This window comes from Ruegeria sp. AF3 (assembly GCF_056536285.1).
Genome location: NZ_JBQFJM010000001.1, coordinates 753,910 through 767,307, shown reverse-complemented (window position 1 = coordinate 767,307; position 13,398 = coordinate 753,910). Strand labels below are relative to the sequence as shown.

The window sequence follows — 13,398 nt, the reverse complement described above, 5'->3', positions numbered from 1 at the left end:
AACGGGTTCAAACTTTATGAAACATACGGCGGATAAGGCCGTGCCGATTTGGCAACAAGTTACGCTTGGTCCGTCAGGCGAACCACGACGTCTTCGGCCAGCATGTCAGCACTCGCACGGTCAAAGCGCAGATACGCGATTCCTTGGCCGCCTGATTGCGTGAACAGGGTGCCGACGGGTTTGCCGTTTGCGGTAATCTCAGTCCCCGCCGGAACCGATCCTTCGACAAAGACCCGCCGCAAGCCTTTGCGCAACTCGGTCTTGTGCTTCATGCGCGCAGTCACTTCCTGACCGACATAGCAACCTTTTTTGAAATCCACACCATTCAGCGTCTCGAACCCGGATTCGAGGATATAGCTGTCTGGCGTCAGTTCAGCGCCCGCCTCGGGGATGCAGTGTCGAACACGCAGCGCGTCCCAGTCGGTTCCGTCATCGCCTTCTGGGGCTGTCGAGTAATCGCGCCAACCCATATCCGGATGACGGGGGTCGGGCAGGGCAGTGTCCGGTGCTGGCCCAGTGCCGCGTTGCAGATGTAGATCCGTGCCTTCGATCACCACATCCGCACGGAGTTTGTACATGTTCAGGCGCTTGATCAGGTCATCTGCAAGTGGCTCGGCCACGTCCAGCAGCACGCCACCGTCATCGCGTTTCAGAAAGAAATCTGCCAGATACTTGCCCTGTGGTGTAAGCAGTGCGGCATAGACCAGCCCATTGCCCAATCCCTGAACGTCATTGGTTACAAGGTCCTGCAAAAAGTTTTCGGTGTCCGAGCCGGTCAGGCGCAGGATGCGGCGGGTGGGCATGGCTTGGTCCTCGTCATTGCCTTTGGCCTCGTGATATAGGAAGTCTCGCAGCCAAGACCAGAGGTTATCGGACGTGCCCGCACCCCTCACTGTAGTGATTCCAACCTTGAATGCCGCCGGTTCCTTGCCTGCGTGCCTTGAGGCCCTGATGGAAGGGGTGCATTCCGGGCTGATCCGGGACCTGATCGTCAGCGATGCAGGCTCAACTGACCAGACGTTGAGAATAGCAGAAGATGTTGGCGCGCATGTCATTAGAGGTGAGCCATCGCGCGGCGGTCAATTGCGCCGGGGGTGCGCGCATGCTGATGGAGACTGGCTTCTGATCCTTCATGCAGACACCGTGTTGCAAGAGGGATGGGCCAAGAGCGTAAGCGCCCATCTGCCATCCAACGCACCAGCGGCGTTTCGGTTGGCTTTTCGCGCGCGTGGGCTTGCGCCAGCCTGGGTGGCCGGATGGGCCAATTTGCGCAGCAGGCTGTTCGGTTTACCGTACGGAGATCAGGGGTTGCTGGTTCCGCATGAGGCCTATCTGGCGGCTGGCGGGTATCCGGACCAACCCTTGATGGAAGATGTGGCGCTGGTGCGCGCATTGCCACGGATCAAGATACTCGGGTCGCATGCCTTTACGAGCGCGGAGCGCTATGAACAGGCAGGTTGGTTTCGGCGGGGCACGCGGAACTTGTGGACACTTCTGCGCTATTTTCTGGGGGTTGATCCTCAGGTGTTGGCGCGGGGCTATCGGCGTTAAGCTTCGTGCGCAATTCGACCAAAGATTTTCCCAATCGAAAGGGGGCCGCAAAGCTAACAAGACAAAGCGCCACGATTTGCAGCACCAGAATATGGGCGTTGGCCTGCAGGTATTCCCATTCGTTCTTCAACTTGCCGACTTGCTCGATCAGGTCGTCATAGCTTTGTGCTAGGATCTGATAATCTCCGGCAATCGCGGGCACCTTACGGCGCATGTTGTCGATGGCTACCTGAGTTTTGTCGTCCAGGGACGTGAATACGAGAAACTGGTCGATATCGAAAGCATCGGCTTTGGCCGTCATATCCCGTAGCTCGTCCATTTCATCCTTGGCCTGACTTCCGAACAGGAAGTGCAGGCCCTGCAGGGGGGCTACTTCGTTGGTAACGGCGATGAACAGGGGCAATTCCGAGTTGCTGGCAGTTGAAGCCGACAGAAATTCAACCTTGTCGCACAGCACTGCCGTGTCAGGATCGTAAGCAGGGTCGCAGAAACGCAGACGAAACCGTGCGGCATCCCTGTCGAATGCCAATGTTGCCGCGTAGGCCACATCAATCTGACGATCCAGTCGCGAACTGTCCGACGTATAAAGCCCTGCCAGAACAGCCACCAATGCGCCGATACCACCCAGCACGACCCAGACCAGATCGGCCAGTTTCCACGCCCGGTGCCCCGCTGGTTTGCGGAACAAAAAGGCGGTGCCGATCGATCCTGACAGAAAAAACAGGATAAGCAGGGGCAATTGGTTGTCTGTCACAAAACTCATGTGCCCGATCTTAGAACCTGATGCACGTCCTGCAACCGGGATCACGTGCAGTTGTAACTTCTTGCCGGGCACAAAGGCGCAGGACGAGACCGGAAACGGCTTGCGGACACATTCCCAACGGTGGCGGTATTTTGACCACTGGAATCCTGCTTGACAAAAATCCCGGTTTTGGCAGACACCACGCCCAAGTGAATAGGGCCCAAGACCCTTGTTGCGCGTATTCTGCGGGAAAGGTTCGGGTATAACCCTGTTCGTCATTCTGATTATTCTGTCGGCGGCGCTGCTGCATGCCGTATGGAATGCCATCGTGAAAACGGCAGCGGACCGCACCACCATGCTGGGTCTGGTCGCGTTGGGTCAGGTCTTGCCGGCGGCGGTAATGGTGATGGTCCTGCCGTTGCCGAACACGCAGAGCTTTGTCTATATCCTGCTCTCGACCGTCGTGCATTTCGGCTATTACTTCATGCTGGGCAAGGCCTACCAGCATGGCGATCTGAGTGTGGTTTACCCCATAGCACGCGGGATTGTTCCGGCGCTGGTCTCGCTTTGGGCGATGGCGCTGGTGGGCGAAGTTCTGCCCTGGCAGGCCTGGGGTGGGATCGCCCTGATCGCAGTTGGCATTCAGCTGAGCAGCTGGGCGGCGCTGCGTTCGGGCGTCGGGCGCAGCGCGCTGGGATTTGCGCTGGGAACCGGGTTCTGCATTTCGATCTATTCGGTGGTTGACGGGATTGGGGTGCGGCTGTCAGGCAATACGCTCAGCTATTGGGTGTGGGGGGCCTTTCTGCACCTGTTCATTGCAGGGTTTATCGGGGTCAGGAAACGCACCACCCTCAAAGACCTGCCAGTCAGAATATGGATGACGGGCCTTTTGGGTGGGCTGGTTTCGATGACAGCGTATGGTCTGGTGCTTTACGCCAAGAACTTTGCGCCGCTTGGGGCGGTTTCGGCCCTGCGGGAAACCTCGGTCATCTTTGCGGCGCTTATCGGGTTCATTTTCCTGAAGGAAGGCAACTGGATGCGACGCCTGGGCGCCGCGGTCCTCATGGCGATTGGCGTCGCGCTGATCGGCACGGCGGTCTGATCCATTCTCTGAACCACGGTGAGACGCGTTATCCGGCTGCGCCTTCTGACTGAAGCGCCCGGAAATACCGGATCGTTGCGTCCAACCCTTCCTTCAGCTGCACTGTGGGTTCCCAGTTCAGCAGGGTCCGCGCCAGCGTGATATCGGGCTGACGTTGTTTCGGATCGTCCTCGGGCAACTCCCTGAAACTGATAGGGGTTTCCGCGCCAACAAGCGCCTGCACCTCGCTGGCCAGCTCGTTCATCGAGAATTCGTTGGGATTGCCTAGATTGACGGGGCCGGTAACGTCCGAGCCGGTGTCCATCAGGCGGATGAACCCTTCGATCAGATCATCCACGTAACAGAATGACCGGGTCTGCGTGCCATCGCCAAAGATCGTGATCGCCTCGCCCGTCAGGGCCTGCATGATGAAATTCGACACAACGCGCCCGTCGGCGGGGTGCATTCGGGGGCCGTAGGTGTTGAAGATGCGGGCGACCTTGATCTCAAGCCCCATCTGACGGTGATAGTCGAAGAACAACGTCTCGGCGCAGCGCTTGCCCTCGTCATAGCACGAGCGCGGACCAACCGGGTTGACGTTGCCCCAATAGTCTTCGGTCTGCGGATGGATGGTCGGGTCGCCATAGACCTCAGAGGTCGAGGCCTGAAAGATCTTGCATTTCAGCCGCTTCGCCAGCCCCAGCATGTTGATCGCGCCATGCACGCTGGTCTTGGTCGTCTGCACCGGGTCGTGCTGATAATGCACGGGTGAGGCCGGGCAGGCGAGGTTATAGATCTCGTCCACTTCCACGAACAGCGGGAAGGTCACATCATGGCGCATAAACTCGAACCGCGGGTTGTTGTGCAGATGGTCAATGTTGCGCTTGGTGCCGGTGAACAGGTTGTCGACGCATAAAACCTCGTGCCCCTGATCCAGAAGCCTGTCGCACAGATGCGAGCCCAGAAATCCGGCCCCACCGGTTACGAGAACACGTTTTCGACTGTCATAAAGGCGGGCCATTGCAAATCCTTAATCGTTAAATCCAAGCCAGCTTGTCACGGGGAAGCCGGGTCTTGATCTGATTAGTAAACTGAAGGGATTTGAATTGCAGCAGATTTTGGTTTTTTCAGGGCGCGTGTGGTGGTGGTGGGTCTTCCGCCCAGTCAATGCTTGATGCGAGGCATCAAGCACGCGCCCGCCCCGCCCCCCAGGGGGGGTGTGTTCCGCACCCACCCTCGGGGCCGGGCGCGAGGAATTTGGTTAGCTAGGATTATGAAGGCATTTGGGGCTCAAATTAGGAACTAGTTCGTAGCTTCCTGCCCGGACTTTGTTGGTGAGGATTTGATCGACAACTCCAATTGGCCAGACGATTCCGATTTCCGCGGAGAACTTGTCGCTCGAACTAATTCGCCCGGAATACACACCAAGCGGAACATAGAGTTCTTGTTCCTCATCGTTTTCCGTTTGCAATGAACCTTCTGCCATCGCCCTACTTCGAGCATAAACAGGCGAACCGGACATCCCCCTCTTAGTGGCTGAGTCAACAAAGAACTTGAAGATAACTCCATCTTTTTCAAGCGTCTCTGACGCAATTGAACCCCGTTTCCAGATCGGCAAGCCAAGATGAACTGGAAACTTTTCGGGGAAACCAACGATATATACATCGTTTCCGATAGAAGCGTCAGGTCCTGACGCAAAGGCTCCTGAATTTATGGCATATCCTACGACCTCAGGTGGGAGCTTTCCTAACGGGATCGCCGCAACATCTACTTTTTGACCATCGGGATGTTGTAGCCATAGTGGCCCATTGTCATCTGATAACGGAGTATTGCCGAATTTGTACTCTGCCGGCATGTTTTCGCAGTCAATGATCGCTTGGGAGTGGAAACTAATTGTGAAAGATTCTGGTAGCGCACCGTACTTATTAAGTGGTTGACCGCATCTAGCACAACGCCCAGAAAAAACATGCCAATTTGAAACTAAGACAGTTTGGCCTTTGTGATCGTACAAAAAGCCAGTTGCTTCTCCGAGGCTTATCTCTCGAGCAAATATCTCAATCTTTAGTGAGGTAAGACTATAGTGATGTACTGACTTTCCATAAAATGGAACACGCTGAGTGACAGCAGATAACCGACGTTTGTCCCTCAAACATCCAACTCCTCCACAAACCGCGCGTTCTCCTGAATGTACTGGAACCGCAGTTCGGGCTTCTTGCCCATCAGACGCTCGACCAGATCGCCGGTCTCGCCGGGTTCGTCCTCGTCAATGGTGACCCGGATCAATTTCCGGGATTTGGGGTCCATCGTGGTCTCTTTCAGGTCCTTGGCGTCCATCTCGCCCAGACCCTTAAAGCGGGACACGTCGATCTTGCCCTTGCCGCCCAGACCTTTTTTCAGCCATTCGTCGCGCTCGGCTTCGTCCAGACAATAGACGCGTTTGGCACCCTGCGTCAGGCGGTACAAAGGCGGGCAGGCCAGGTACAGGTGGCCCGCGTCAATCATCGGGCGCATCTGAGTAAAGAAGAACGTCATCAGCAGCGCGGCGATATGCGCCCCGTCCACATCCGCGTCGGTCATGATAATGATTTTGTCATAGCGCAGGTCGTCGACGTTGAACTTGGTGCCAAGGCCGACACCCAGCGCCTGTGTCAGATCGCTGATCTCGGCATTGGTGCCCAGTTTCGAGCTGGCCGCGCCCAACACGTTCAGGATCTTGCCGCGCAGGGGCAACAGGGCTTGCGTTTTGCGGTCGCGGCCCATCTTGGCGGAGCCGCCCGCAGAATCGCCCTCGACGATGAATAATTCCGTGCCGTCGCGTGTTGAACTGGAACAGTCCACCAGCTTGCCGGGAAGACGAAGTTTCTTAGTGGCGGACTTGCGTTGTGTTTCCTTCTCGGCCCGACGGCGCAGGCGTTCCTCAGACCGCAGGATGAGGAAGTCGAGGATCGCGCCGGCGGATTTCGTACCAGCCGCCAGCCAATTGTCGAAATGGTCGCGGACCGCGTTTTCGACCAGCCGCTGCGCCTCGACCGTGGCCAGACGGTCCTTGGTCTGGCCCACGAATTCCGGCTCGCGGATAAAGCACGACACCAGCGCGCAGCCACCCGTCAGCAGGTCGTCGCGGGTGATCTGCGCGGCTTTCTTGTTGTTGATCAACTCGCCATAGGCCTTGATCCCCTTAAGGATCGCAGCCCAGAAACCGGCCACATGGGTTCCACCTTCGGGGGTGGGAACGGTGTTACAATAGGACTGGATGAACCCGTCACGCGACGGTGTCCAGTTGATGGCCCATTCGACCTTGCCGGGGGTACCGAATTTCTCGTTGAAATCGACGGTGCCCGCAAAGGGTTGCTCGGCATAGGTGGACGAGCCGTTCATTGTCTCTTTCAGGTAATCCGACAGGCCGCCGGGAAAGTGGAACGAGGCCTCAAGCGGGGTTTCGCCGTCATCGATGGCGGTTTTCCAGCGGATTTCGACGCCCGAGAACAGATAAGCCTTGGAGCGGATGGATTTGAACAGCCGCGCGGGCTTGAACTTGTGATGGCCAAAGATGTCCGGGTCGGCGTGGAAGGTCACCGTTGTACCGCGCCGGTTCGGGGCCGCGCCAACCTTTTCGACCGGGCCAAGCGGGATACCGCGCGAGAAACGTTGTTCATAGAGAGTTTTGTCCCGCGCCACCTGCACGACCATCGAATCAGACAGCGCGTTCACCACCGACGCACCGACCCCGTGCAAGCCGCCCGAGGTCTGATAGGCCTTGCCCGAGAACTTGCCACCCGCGTGCAGGGTGCACAGGATCACCTCCAACGCGGACTTGCCCGGAAATTTCGGATGCGGGTCGATCGGGATACCGCGCCCGTTGTCACGGACGGTCAGGGCGTAGTCGGAATGCAGCTCGACCTCGATCCGGTTGGCATAGCCAGCCACAGCCTCGTCCATCGAGTTGTCGAGGATCTCGGCCAACATATGGTGCAGCGCACGCTCATCCGTGCCGCCAATATACATGCCGGGGCGTTTGCGAACCGGTTCCAGCCCTTCGAGCACCTCTATCGAGGAGGCGTCATAGGTAGAGGTGGCGCTGGGCGTCAACAGATCTTCGGGCATGGGTGCTGCTCTTGTTTTTGGGTTTCCGTCATTATGGCAGGTGATGTGGTCCGGGGGAAGAGGGACGCGAGGTGTTGTGGATTTTCTGTCAAGCCGCTTGCAATCCGTGCAGATAACCCGTCCTTTGATCCCGGTAAAGCGGAGGTGAATAAATGAGCTGGATCAGAACCGTTCCGTTCGAAGAAGCGACTGGAAAGTTGAAGAAACTCTACGAGCGCGTGACCGGGCCGAACAATAACGTAGACAACATCATGATGGCACACAGCCTTCGCCCGCATTCAATGGAAGGCCATATGGCCATGTACAAGGCGGTGCTGCATCATTCGGGCAACAAGATACCGAAATGGTTTCTGGAAGTGCTGGGGGTTTGGGTCAGCTCGCTGAACCGGTGCAGCTATTGCGTCGAGCATCACTTTGCGGGTCTTCAACGCTTGCTGGGTGACGCGGCGCGCGGCAACGCGATCAGGGCAGCGATTGAGGCGCGCGATCCCTTGGCTGCACCGCTGGATGCGGCGCAAATGGCTGCGATGGATTATGCCCGCAAGCTGACCGAAGCGCCGGCCGATCTGGTCGAGGCGGACGTCGCCGCCCTGCGCAACGCGGGGTGGGATGATGGCGAAATCCTCGAGATCAATCAGGTCTGCTCCTACTTTTCATATGCAAACCGGACGGTTCTGGGGCTTGGGTGCTCAACCGATGGTGATGAGTTGGGCTTGTCGCCGAACAACTCTGACAACCCTGACGATTGGGGGCACCGGTAAGGTGCTAAAGATGTCGTTGGCGCTGCGACAAAGGCTGCCTGGCTTGCCGTTGTGCGCGGGCGGGGCCTGATTACGTCAGGCCAGTCCATTCCAGAATGGCCTGCGCCACGGACCTCGGGTTTTGATGATGCAACCAATGATCGGTCCCAGGGATCGTGACACGGGTGAGGTAGGTGGCAAACGCCTCCAGCCCCTCAGTGGATTCGGGTAAAAGGGCTTTGTCGTCCGGCCCCCAAAGCAACAGGTGCGGACACCTGACATGCAACCGGTCGAGCGGCAGGTCAGGCAGACCTGTTGCGGGGACACCGGGTTTGGCGACAACGAGCGGAGAAGCTCTGTACCAATTCAGCATCGCCTGCAGCCGACCAAGTCGAGCCCATTCAGTGCGGTAGTCGGCCATGCGAGCTTCGGTCAACCAGTCCAGTCCCATACCATGGCGAAAGAACTGTTCCAGCATCGCAAAGTTGTTTTCGGACAGTTTTTGTGCGGCATCAGGTGCCCGCAGCAGATTGATATATTGCGAGGCTGTGGATTGTGCGCCACCCAAGGCCATGGCGCGTTGAAACGGCACCGGATGTACGCCGTTTGCAATGATTAGCCGATCTACGAGTTCCGGGCGGAACATGGCGACGCCGTAACCTACCGATGCGCCCCAGTCGTGACCCAGCAGCGCAACAGGCGCACCGCAGGATTCTATCAGCGCCGCTATGTCCGTGACCAGTTGCGACAGGGTATAGTTCTGCACCCCTTCGGGACACCAGCTTTGGCCATAACCGCGTTGGTCCGGAGCAATACAATAAAAGCGTTCGGCCAGATGAGGCGCAAGATCGGCCCAGGCGCCGCTGTATTCGGGGAAACCATGCAGCATCACTAACGGTGGCGCGGCTTTGTCGCCCCATGTCCTGACGTGGAAAGAATGGCCGTTCAGCTTGAAAAAAGACGTTTGCATTGGAACAAGTGATCCGCGCTGGAAACTATGGGTTTTTGAGGCATCTATTTGATACCAATCAAAGCGCATTTCCGAGCTTTCTGCTAGCCACCGTTCGGGACAGTAGAAAAGGACAGGATGTATGGACGCCATTGCCACGACCAACGCAGAACCCACCCAGATCAAGACCACGCTCGCCAAAGACACCGACCCCTCAGCGCCCAGCCCCGAGAAAATCCGGCAGGCATTTGAAAGTGGGAAATACCCCTATGGCCGCAAAATGGCCCGGTCGGTGTATGAGACGCAAAAAGCCAATCTGCAGGCCGAGCTTTTGAAGGTTCAACTGTGGGCGCAGGAAACGGGGCAGCGGTTTGTGTTGTTGTTCGAAGGGCGCGATGCCGCAGGCAAAGGGGGTACGATCAAGCGGTTCATGGAGCACCTGAACCCGCGTCAGGCCCGTGTCGTTGCATTGAACAAACCCACCTGGGAAGAGAAAGGCCAGTGGTACTACCAGCGCTACATTCAGGAGATGCCGACCGTAGGCGAAATGGTGTTCTATGACCGGTCCTGGTACAACCGCGCGGGTGTGGAGCGGGTCATGGGGTTCTGCACGCCCAACGAATATCTTGAGTTCATGCGGCAAACGCCCGAGTTGGAACGGATGCTGGTGCGCTCGGGCATTCAGCTATACAAATACTGGTTCTCGGTTACACAGCAAGAGCAGCAGCGCCGTTTCAAAAGCCGCGAAACCGACCCCCTGAAGCAATGGAAACTGTCACCGATCGACAAGGCGAGCCTCAGCAAGTGGGATGACTATACCGAGGCGAAAGAGGCCATGTTCTTTTACACGGATACGGCTGATGCACCCTGGACGATTATCAAGTCGAATGACAAGAAACGCGCGCGCCTGAACTGTATGCGTCACTTCCTGTCCTCGCTGGATTACCCTGGCAAGGATCACGATATCGTGTGCGAGCCTGATCCGCTGATCGTAGGGCAGGCGCATCACGTTATTCACCGATCCGAGCATATTCTGGGCACCGCGTTGCATCCCGACGCCCGCTGAGCATCAAAATGCCCGGCCACAGGGAAAGGACGGGCACCAAAGTCTCAATCTGAAATTTTGCCGATCCGCTCTTGTCCCGCGCCAAAGCCGCGCATATGGCTGGAGCGATGACAAAGGTGATGACATACCCGGCCCATTTTCGGGCTATTGCCGTTCTTGGCCTGCCACTGGTTGGCGGTCATCTGGCGCAATACGCGATCGGTTTGACCGACACCATCATGCTGGGTTGGTACGGGGTCGAGGCGCTGGCGGCCGTTACCTTGGCCAACAGTTATTACTTCGTGTTGTTTTTGTTTGGCGCGGGATTTGGCTGGGCAGTCATGCCCATGGTGGCCACAGCAGCGGCGGAAGGGGACGAAACCAGCATTCGCCGCTCGACCCGGATGGGTCTGTGGTTGTCGTTGCTGTATGCCGTGGTTGTCATGCCCTTGCTGTGGTGGTCCTATCCGATCCTGATCGCCATGAAGCAGGAACCGCAAGTCGCTGCAACCGCAGCCGAATACCTGAGAGTCGCCGGTTGGGGATTGTTTCCGGCCCTCATTGTGATGGTGTTGAAAAGCTATCTGGCTGCATTGGAGCGAACGCAGATCGTTTTGTGGATCACAATTGCGGCGGCGGCTGTGAACGGGCTGACCAATTATGCGTTGATTTTCGGCAACTGGGGCGCCCCCGAACTGGGCGTGACAGGGGCGGCAATCGCCTCGATCACGACACAAGTTGTTTCGCTGATCGCGGTCGTTATCTACGTGGTCCGGACGTTGCCGGAGCACAGCCTCTTCCAACGGTTCTGGCGACCGGATTGGGAAATGTTTGCCAGCGTATGGAAGCTGGGTGTGCCCATCGGCTTGACCACATTGGCCGAAGTTTCACTGTTCGCGACTTCTGCGGTGATGATGGGTTGGCTGGGTCAGGTCCCGCTGGCTGCGCATGGGATCGCCTTGAACCTGGCTTCGGCCACCTTCATGGTTCACCTGGGCTTATCAAATGCAGCGACCATCCGGGCTGGCAATGCGCTGGGTCGTCGGGACAGGGCGCATTTGGAAAAGGGCGCAATCTCCGTGACTGGTATGTCGCTGGTCATGTCGGTGGCAACCATCATCCTGTTCCTGACTTGTGCCGAGCCTTTGATTTCCCTGTTCATGGAAGCAGATGATCCGCAGCGGGGACAAATCCTGACCATCGGTACCGGTTTGCTTGCCATGGCGGCTTTGTTCCAGCTGGTCGACGGCGCGCAGGTGATTGCGCTGGGCCTGCTGCGCGGGTTGCAGGATGCCAAGATCCCAATGGTCATGGCGGCGCTCAGCTATTGGGTCGTGGGAATTCCGGCGTCGTATTATTTCGGCTTTGTTCGTCATATGGACGGCATCGGCGTCTGGCTGGGGCTGGTGCTTGGTCTCGCCTTCGCGGCCGTGCTTCTCATGACCCGGTTTTGGATGTATTCGGTACAGCAGATACAGATATCAGCCGAGCCCGCTTAGTCTTTGTCCAGACGATCTGCCTTTTTCCGGACCAATACCGTACGCAGGTCGTGCATGGCCATCAATAACCTGTCGGTCACATCCTCCAGCTGCGTGTCGCTGGCCTTGGACTGAGCCCATTGCGTGGTCAGATTCAGATAGTCGACCGCGCGATGAATGTCGTCGATGTCGCGCTGGGCCAGCAGGGCCCGGCGCTCTTCCATCCATTGGGCAATCTCGGCCTGATCCCGGTCTGACAGCGTCCGCTGCCCGTGCGGCTTGACCTCGCCATTGCGGATATTGATGACGGCAATCTGATCCATTTCGATCCGACGCTGACGGTTTTCAGTATCGATCCGAAACACCGCAGCACCGTTTTCACGTATGCGAAAGTAATACTCAGGCAGTTCGGCGGACATGGTCACCTCAGAGAAGCACAAAAACGCTGGATGCGGCTGCAAGCTTCGGTCAGTGCCGCGTCGGACGTAGCATAGCTGACGCGGAAATTCGGCGACAGGCCAAAGGCGGCACCAAACACAACGGCCACGTCGGCTTCTTCCAGCAGGGCGGTTGCAAAGGCTTCATCGTCTACAAGGACCGTCCCTGCCGGCGTCGTTTTCCCGATCAATCCGGCGATAGACGGATAGACATAGAAGGCCCCTTCAGGCGTTGGGCAGGTGACGCCGTCGATCTCGTTCAGCATCCGAACCACCAGATCGCGTCGGCGCCTGAATGTCTCGTTATTCGGGGCCAGAAAATCCTGGGTTCCGTTCAGGGCCTCAACAGCAGCCCATTGGCTGACCGAACAGGGGTTCGACGTTGATTGCGACTGGATCTTGCGCATGGCCGCGATGATCTCGACCGGGCCGGCGGCATAACCGATGCGCCAACCTGTCATGGCATAGGCTTTTGAAACCCCGTTGCAGGTGAGGGTCCGGTCAAATAGACCGGGTTCAACTTCGGCCGGGGTGCAGAACTCGAACCCGTCATAGGCCAGATGTTCGTACATGTCGTCCGACATGATCCAGACATGCGGATGACGCATCAGTACATCGGTCAGCGCCTTCAGTTCATCCCGACTATACCCTGCACCCGTCGGGTTCGAGGGCGAGTTAAAGATGAACCACTTTGTTTTGGGCGTGATGGCGGCTTCCAGTTGTTCTGCGGTCAGTTTGAAGCTGTTTTCCAGCGTCGTTTCGACCACAACAGGGGTGCCCCCCGCCAAAAGCACCATATCGGGATAACTGACCCAGTACGGCGCAGGGATGATTACCTCGTCACCGTCATTCATCGTCGCCATCAGGGCATTGTACAGCGTTTGCTTGCCACCGGTCCCGACCGAGATCTGGGCCGGCGAATAGTCCAGCCCATGATCGCGTTTCATCTTGGCACATGCCGCTTGTTTCAGTTCGGGGATGCCGTCCGGCGCGGTGTATTTGGTTTTGCCTGCTGCGATGGCCGCAACAGCGGCGTCTTTGATGTTCTGTGGCGTGTCAAAATCCGGCTCACCGGCGCTCAGGCCGATGACATCACGCCCGGCGGCCTTCAGCTCGGCTGCCTTGGCTGTCATAGCGATGGTGGGTGAAGGTTTGACGCGTGACAGTGTCGCAGACAGAAAACTCATGCTCGGCCTCGGTTTGTATGTTCAGCCCGACTGTCATAGGGTGCGTCAGAGTGACGATCAAGCCGTATAGATAAAGTGAATTGG

Annotated in this window: 12 protein-coding genes; 5 read left to right on the top strand and 7 right to left on the bottom strand. The window is 57.6% G+C overall.

The features are described 5' to 3' along the window. Positions 1-59 precede the first annotated feature (59 nt). Positions 60-803: a CAF17-like 4Fe-4S cluster assembly/insertion protein YgfZ gene (gene ygfZ, locus ACR3FC_RS03825; RefSeq protein ID WP_480473480.1), complete on the bottom strand. Its 744-nt coding sequence runs from the start codon at positions 801-803 to the stop codon at positions 60-62. A gap of 73 nt (positions 804-876) precedes the next feature. On the opposite strand from ygfZ, the gene ACR3FC_RS03820 reads away from it, so the two are divergent. After that, a complete protein-coding gene (locus ACR3FC_RS03820; protein WP_480473479.1) occupies positions 877-1,551 on the top strand; it encodes a TIGR04283 family arsenosugar biosynthesis glycosyltransferase in 675 nt (224 codons plus the stop codon). A gap of 1,004 nt (positions 1,552-2,555) precedes the next feature. Further along, positions 2,556-3,395, top strand: a complete 840-nt coding sequence (locus tag ACR3FC_RS03815; protein WP_480476789.1) for an EamA family transporter — start codon at positions 2,556-2,558, stop codon at positions 3,393-3,395. Positions 3,396-3,423: 28 nt separating this feature from the next. Here the strand turns inward: ACR3FC_RS03815 and ACR3FC_RS03810 are convergent, their stop codons facing one another. The 3 genes from ACR3FC_RS03810 to parE all read right to left on the bottom strand — a co-directional run bounded on the left by ACR3FC_RS03810 (position 3,424) and on the right by parE (position 7,478). Beyond that, complete coding sequence (locus tag ACR3FC_RS03810) at positions 3,424-4,395, bottom strand: UDP-glucuronic acid decarboxylase family protein (RefSeq protein ID WP_480473478.1); 972 nt, start codon at positions 4,393-4,395, stop codon at positions 3,424-3,426. 240 nt (positions 4,396-4,635) lie between these two features. Further along, positions 4,636-5,523 (bottom strand): trypsin-like peptidase domain-containing protein, encoded by an 888-nt coding sequence (locus ACR3FC_RS03805; RefSeq protein ID WP_480473477.1) that lies wholly within the window; start codon positions 5,521-5,523, stop codon positions 4,636-4,638. Continuing rightward, positions 5,520-7,478: a DNA topoisomerase IV subunit B gene (gene parE / locus ACR3FC_RS03800; protein ID WP_480473476.1), complete on the bottom strand. Its 1,959-nt coding sequence runs from the start codon at positions 7,476-7,478 to the stop codon at positions 5,520-5,522. Before parE ends, ACR3FC_RS03805 begins: the two co-directional genes overlap by 4 nt. 152 nt (positions 7,479-7,630) lie before the next feature. On the opposite strand from parE, the gene ACR3FC_RS03795 reads away from it, so the two are divergent. Beyond that, positions 7,631-8,239, top strand: coding sequence for a carboxymuconolactone decarboxylase family protein (locus ACR3FC_RS03795; RefSeq protein ID WP_480473475.1), 609 nt, complete (start codon positions 7,631-7,633; stop codon positions 8,237-8,239). Positions 8,240-8,309: 70 nt separating this feature from the next. On the opposite strand, the gene ACR3FC_RS03790 is transcribed toward ACR3FC_RS03795, so the two are convergent. Then, the gene (locus tag ACR3FC_RS03790; protein ID WP_480473474.1) at positions 8,310-9,188 is read right to left on the bottom strand and encodes an alpha/beta fold hydrolase; all 879 of its coding nucleotides are present in this window, start codon (positions 9,186-9,188) and stop codon (positions 8,310-8,312) included. A 121-nt stretch (positions 9,189-9,309) separates the two neighbouring features. Here ACR3FC_RS03790 and ppk2 point away from each other — a divergent pair, with 121 nt between their 5' ends. Next, positions 9,310-10,233 carry a polyphosphate kinase 2 gene (ppk2, locus tag ACR3FC_RS03785; protein ID WP_480473473.1) on the top strand — a complete coding sequence of 308 codons (924 nt, stop codon included), beginning with the start codon at positions 9,310-9,312 and terminating at the stop codon, positions 10,231-10,233. Between the two features lie 107 nt (positions 10,234-10,340). Further along, positions 10,341-11,711, top strand: a complete 1,371-nt coding sequence (locus ACR3FC_RS03780) for an MATE family efflux transporter (RefSeq protein ID WP_480476787.1) — start codon at positions 10,341-10,343, stop codon at positions 11,709-11,711. Here the strand turns inward: ACR3FC_RS03780 and ACR3FC_RS03775 are convergent. Next, positions 11,708-12,109 carry a hypothetical protein gene (locus ACR3FC_RS03775; RefSeq protein ID WP_480473472.1) on the bottom strand — a complete coding sequence of 134 codons (402 nt, stop codon included), beginning with the start codon at positions 12,107-12,109 and terminating at the stop codon, positions 11,708-11,710. The genes ACR3FC_RS03780 and ACR3FC_RS03775 overlap by 4 nt on opposite strands. 2 nt (positions 12,110-12,111) lie before the next feature. Further along, positions 12,112-13,314: a pyridoxal phosphate-dependent aminotransferase gene (locus tag ACR3FC_RS03770; RefSeq protein WP_480473471.1), complete on the bottom strand. Its 1,203-nt coding sequence runs from the start codon at positions 13,312-13,314 to the stop codon at positions 12,112-12,114. Between the last annotated feature and the right edge of the window lie 84 nt (positions 13,315-13,398).

Excerpts from the sequence above, each read along its gene's own strand:
- ygfZ (WP_480473480.1), bottom strand. The coding sequence starts at position 803 with ATGCCCACCCGCCGCATCCTGCGCCTGACCGGCTCGGACACCGAAAAC.
- ACR3FC_RS03810 (WP_480473478.1), bottom strand. The coding sequence starts at position 4,395 with ATGGCCCGCCTTTATGACAGTCGAAAACGTGTTCTCGTAACCGGTGGG.
- parE (WP_480473476.1), bottom strand. The coding sequence starts at position 7,478 with ATGCCCGAAGATCTGTTGACGCCCAGCGCCACCTCTACCTATGACGCC.
- ACR3FC_RS03795 (WP_480473475.1), top strand. The coding sequence starts at position 7,631 with ATGAGCTGGATCAGAACCGTTCCGTTCGAAGAAGCGACTGGAAAGTTG.
- ACR3FC_RS03790 (WP_480473474.1), bottom strand. The coding sequence starts at position 9,188 with ATGCAAACGTCTTTTTTCAAGCTGAACGGCCATTCTTTCCACGTCAGG.
- ppk2 (WP_480473473.1), top strand. The coding sequence starts at position 9,310 with ATGGACGCCATTGCCACGACCAACGCAGAACCCACCCAGATCAAGACC.
- ACR3FC_RS03780 (WP_480476787.1), top strand. The coding sequence starts at position 10,341 with ATGACAAAGGTGATGACATACCCGGCCCATTTTCGGGCTATTGCCGTT.
- ACR3FC_RS03775 (WP_480473472.1), bottom strand. The coding sequence starts at position 12,109 with ATGTCCGCCGAACTGCCTGAGTATTACTTTCGCATACGTGAAAACGGT.
- ACR3FC_RS03770 (WP_480473471.1), bottom strand. The coding sequence starts at position 13,314 with ATGAGTTTTCTGTCTGCGACACTGTCACGCGTCAAACCTTCACCCACC.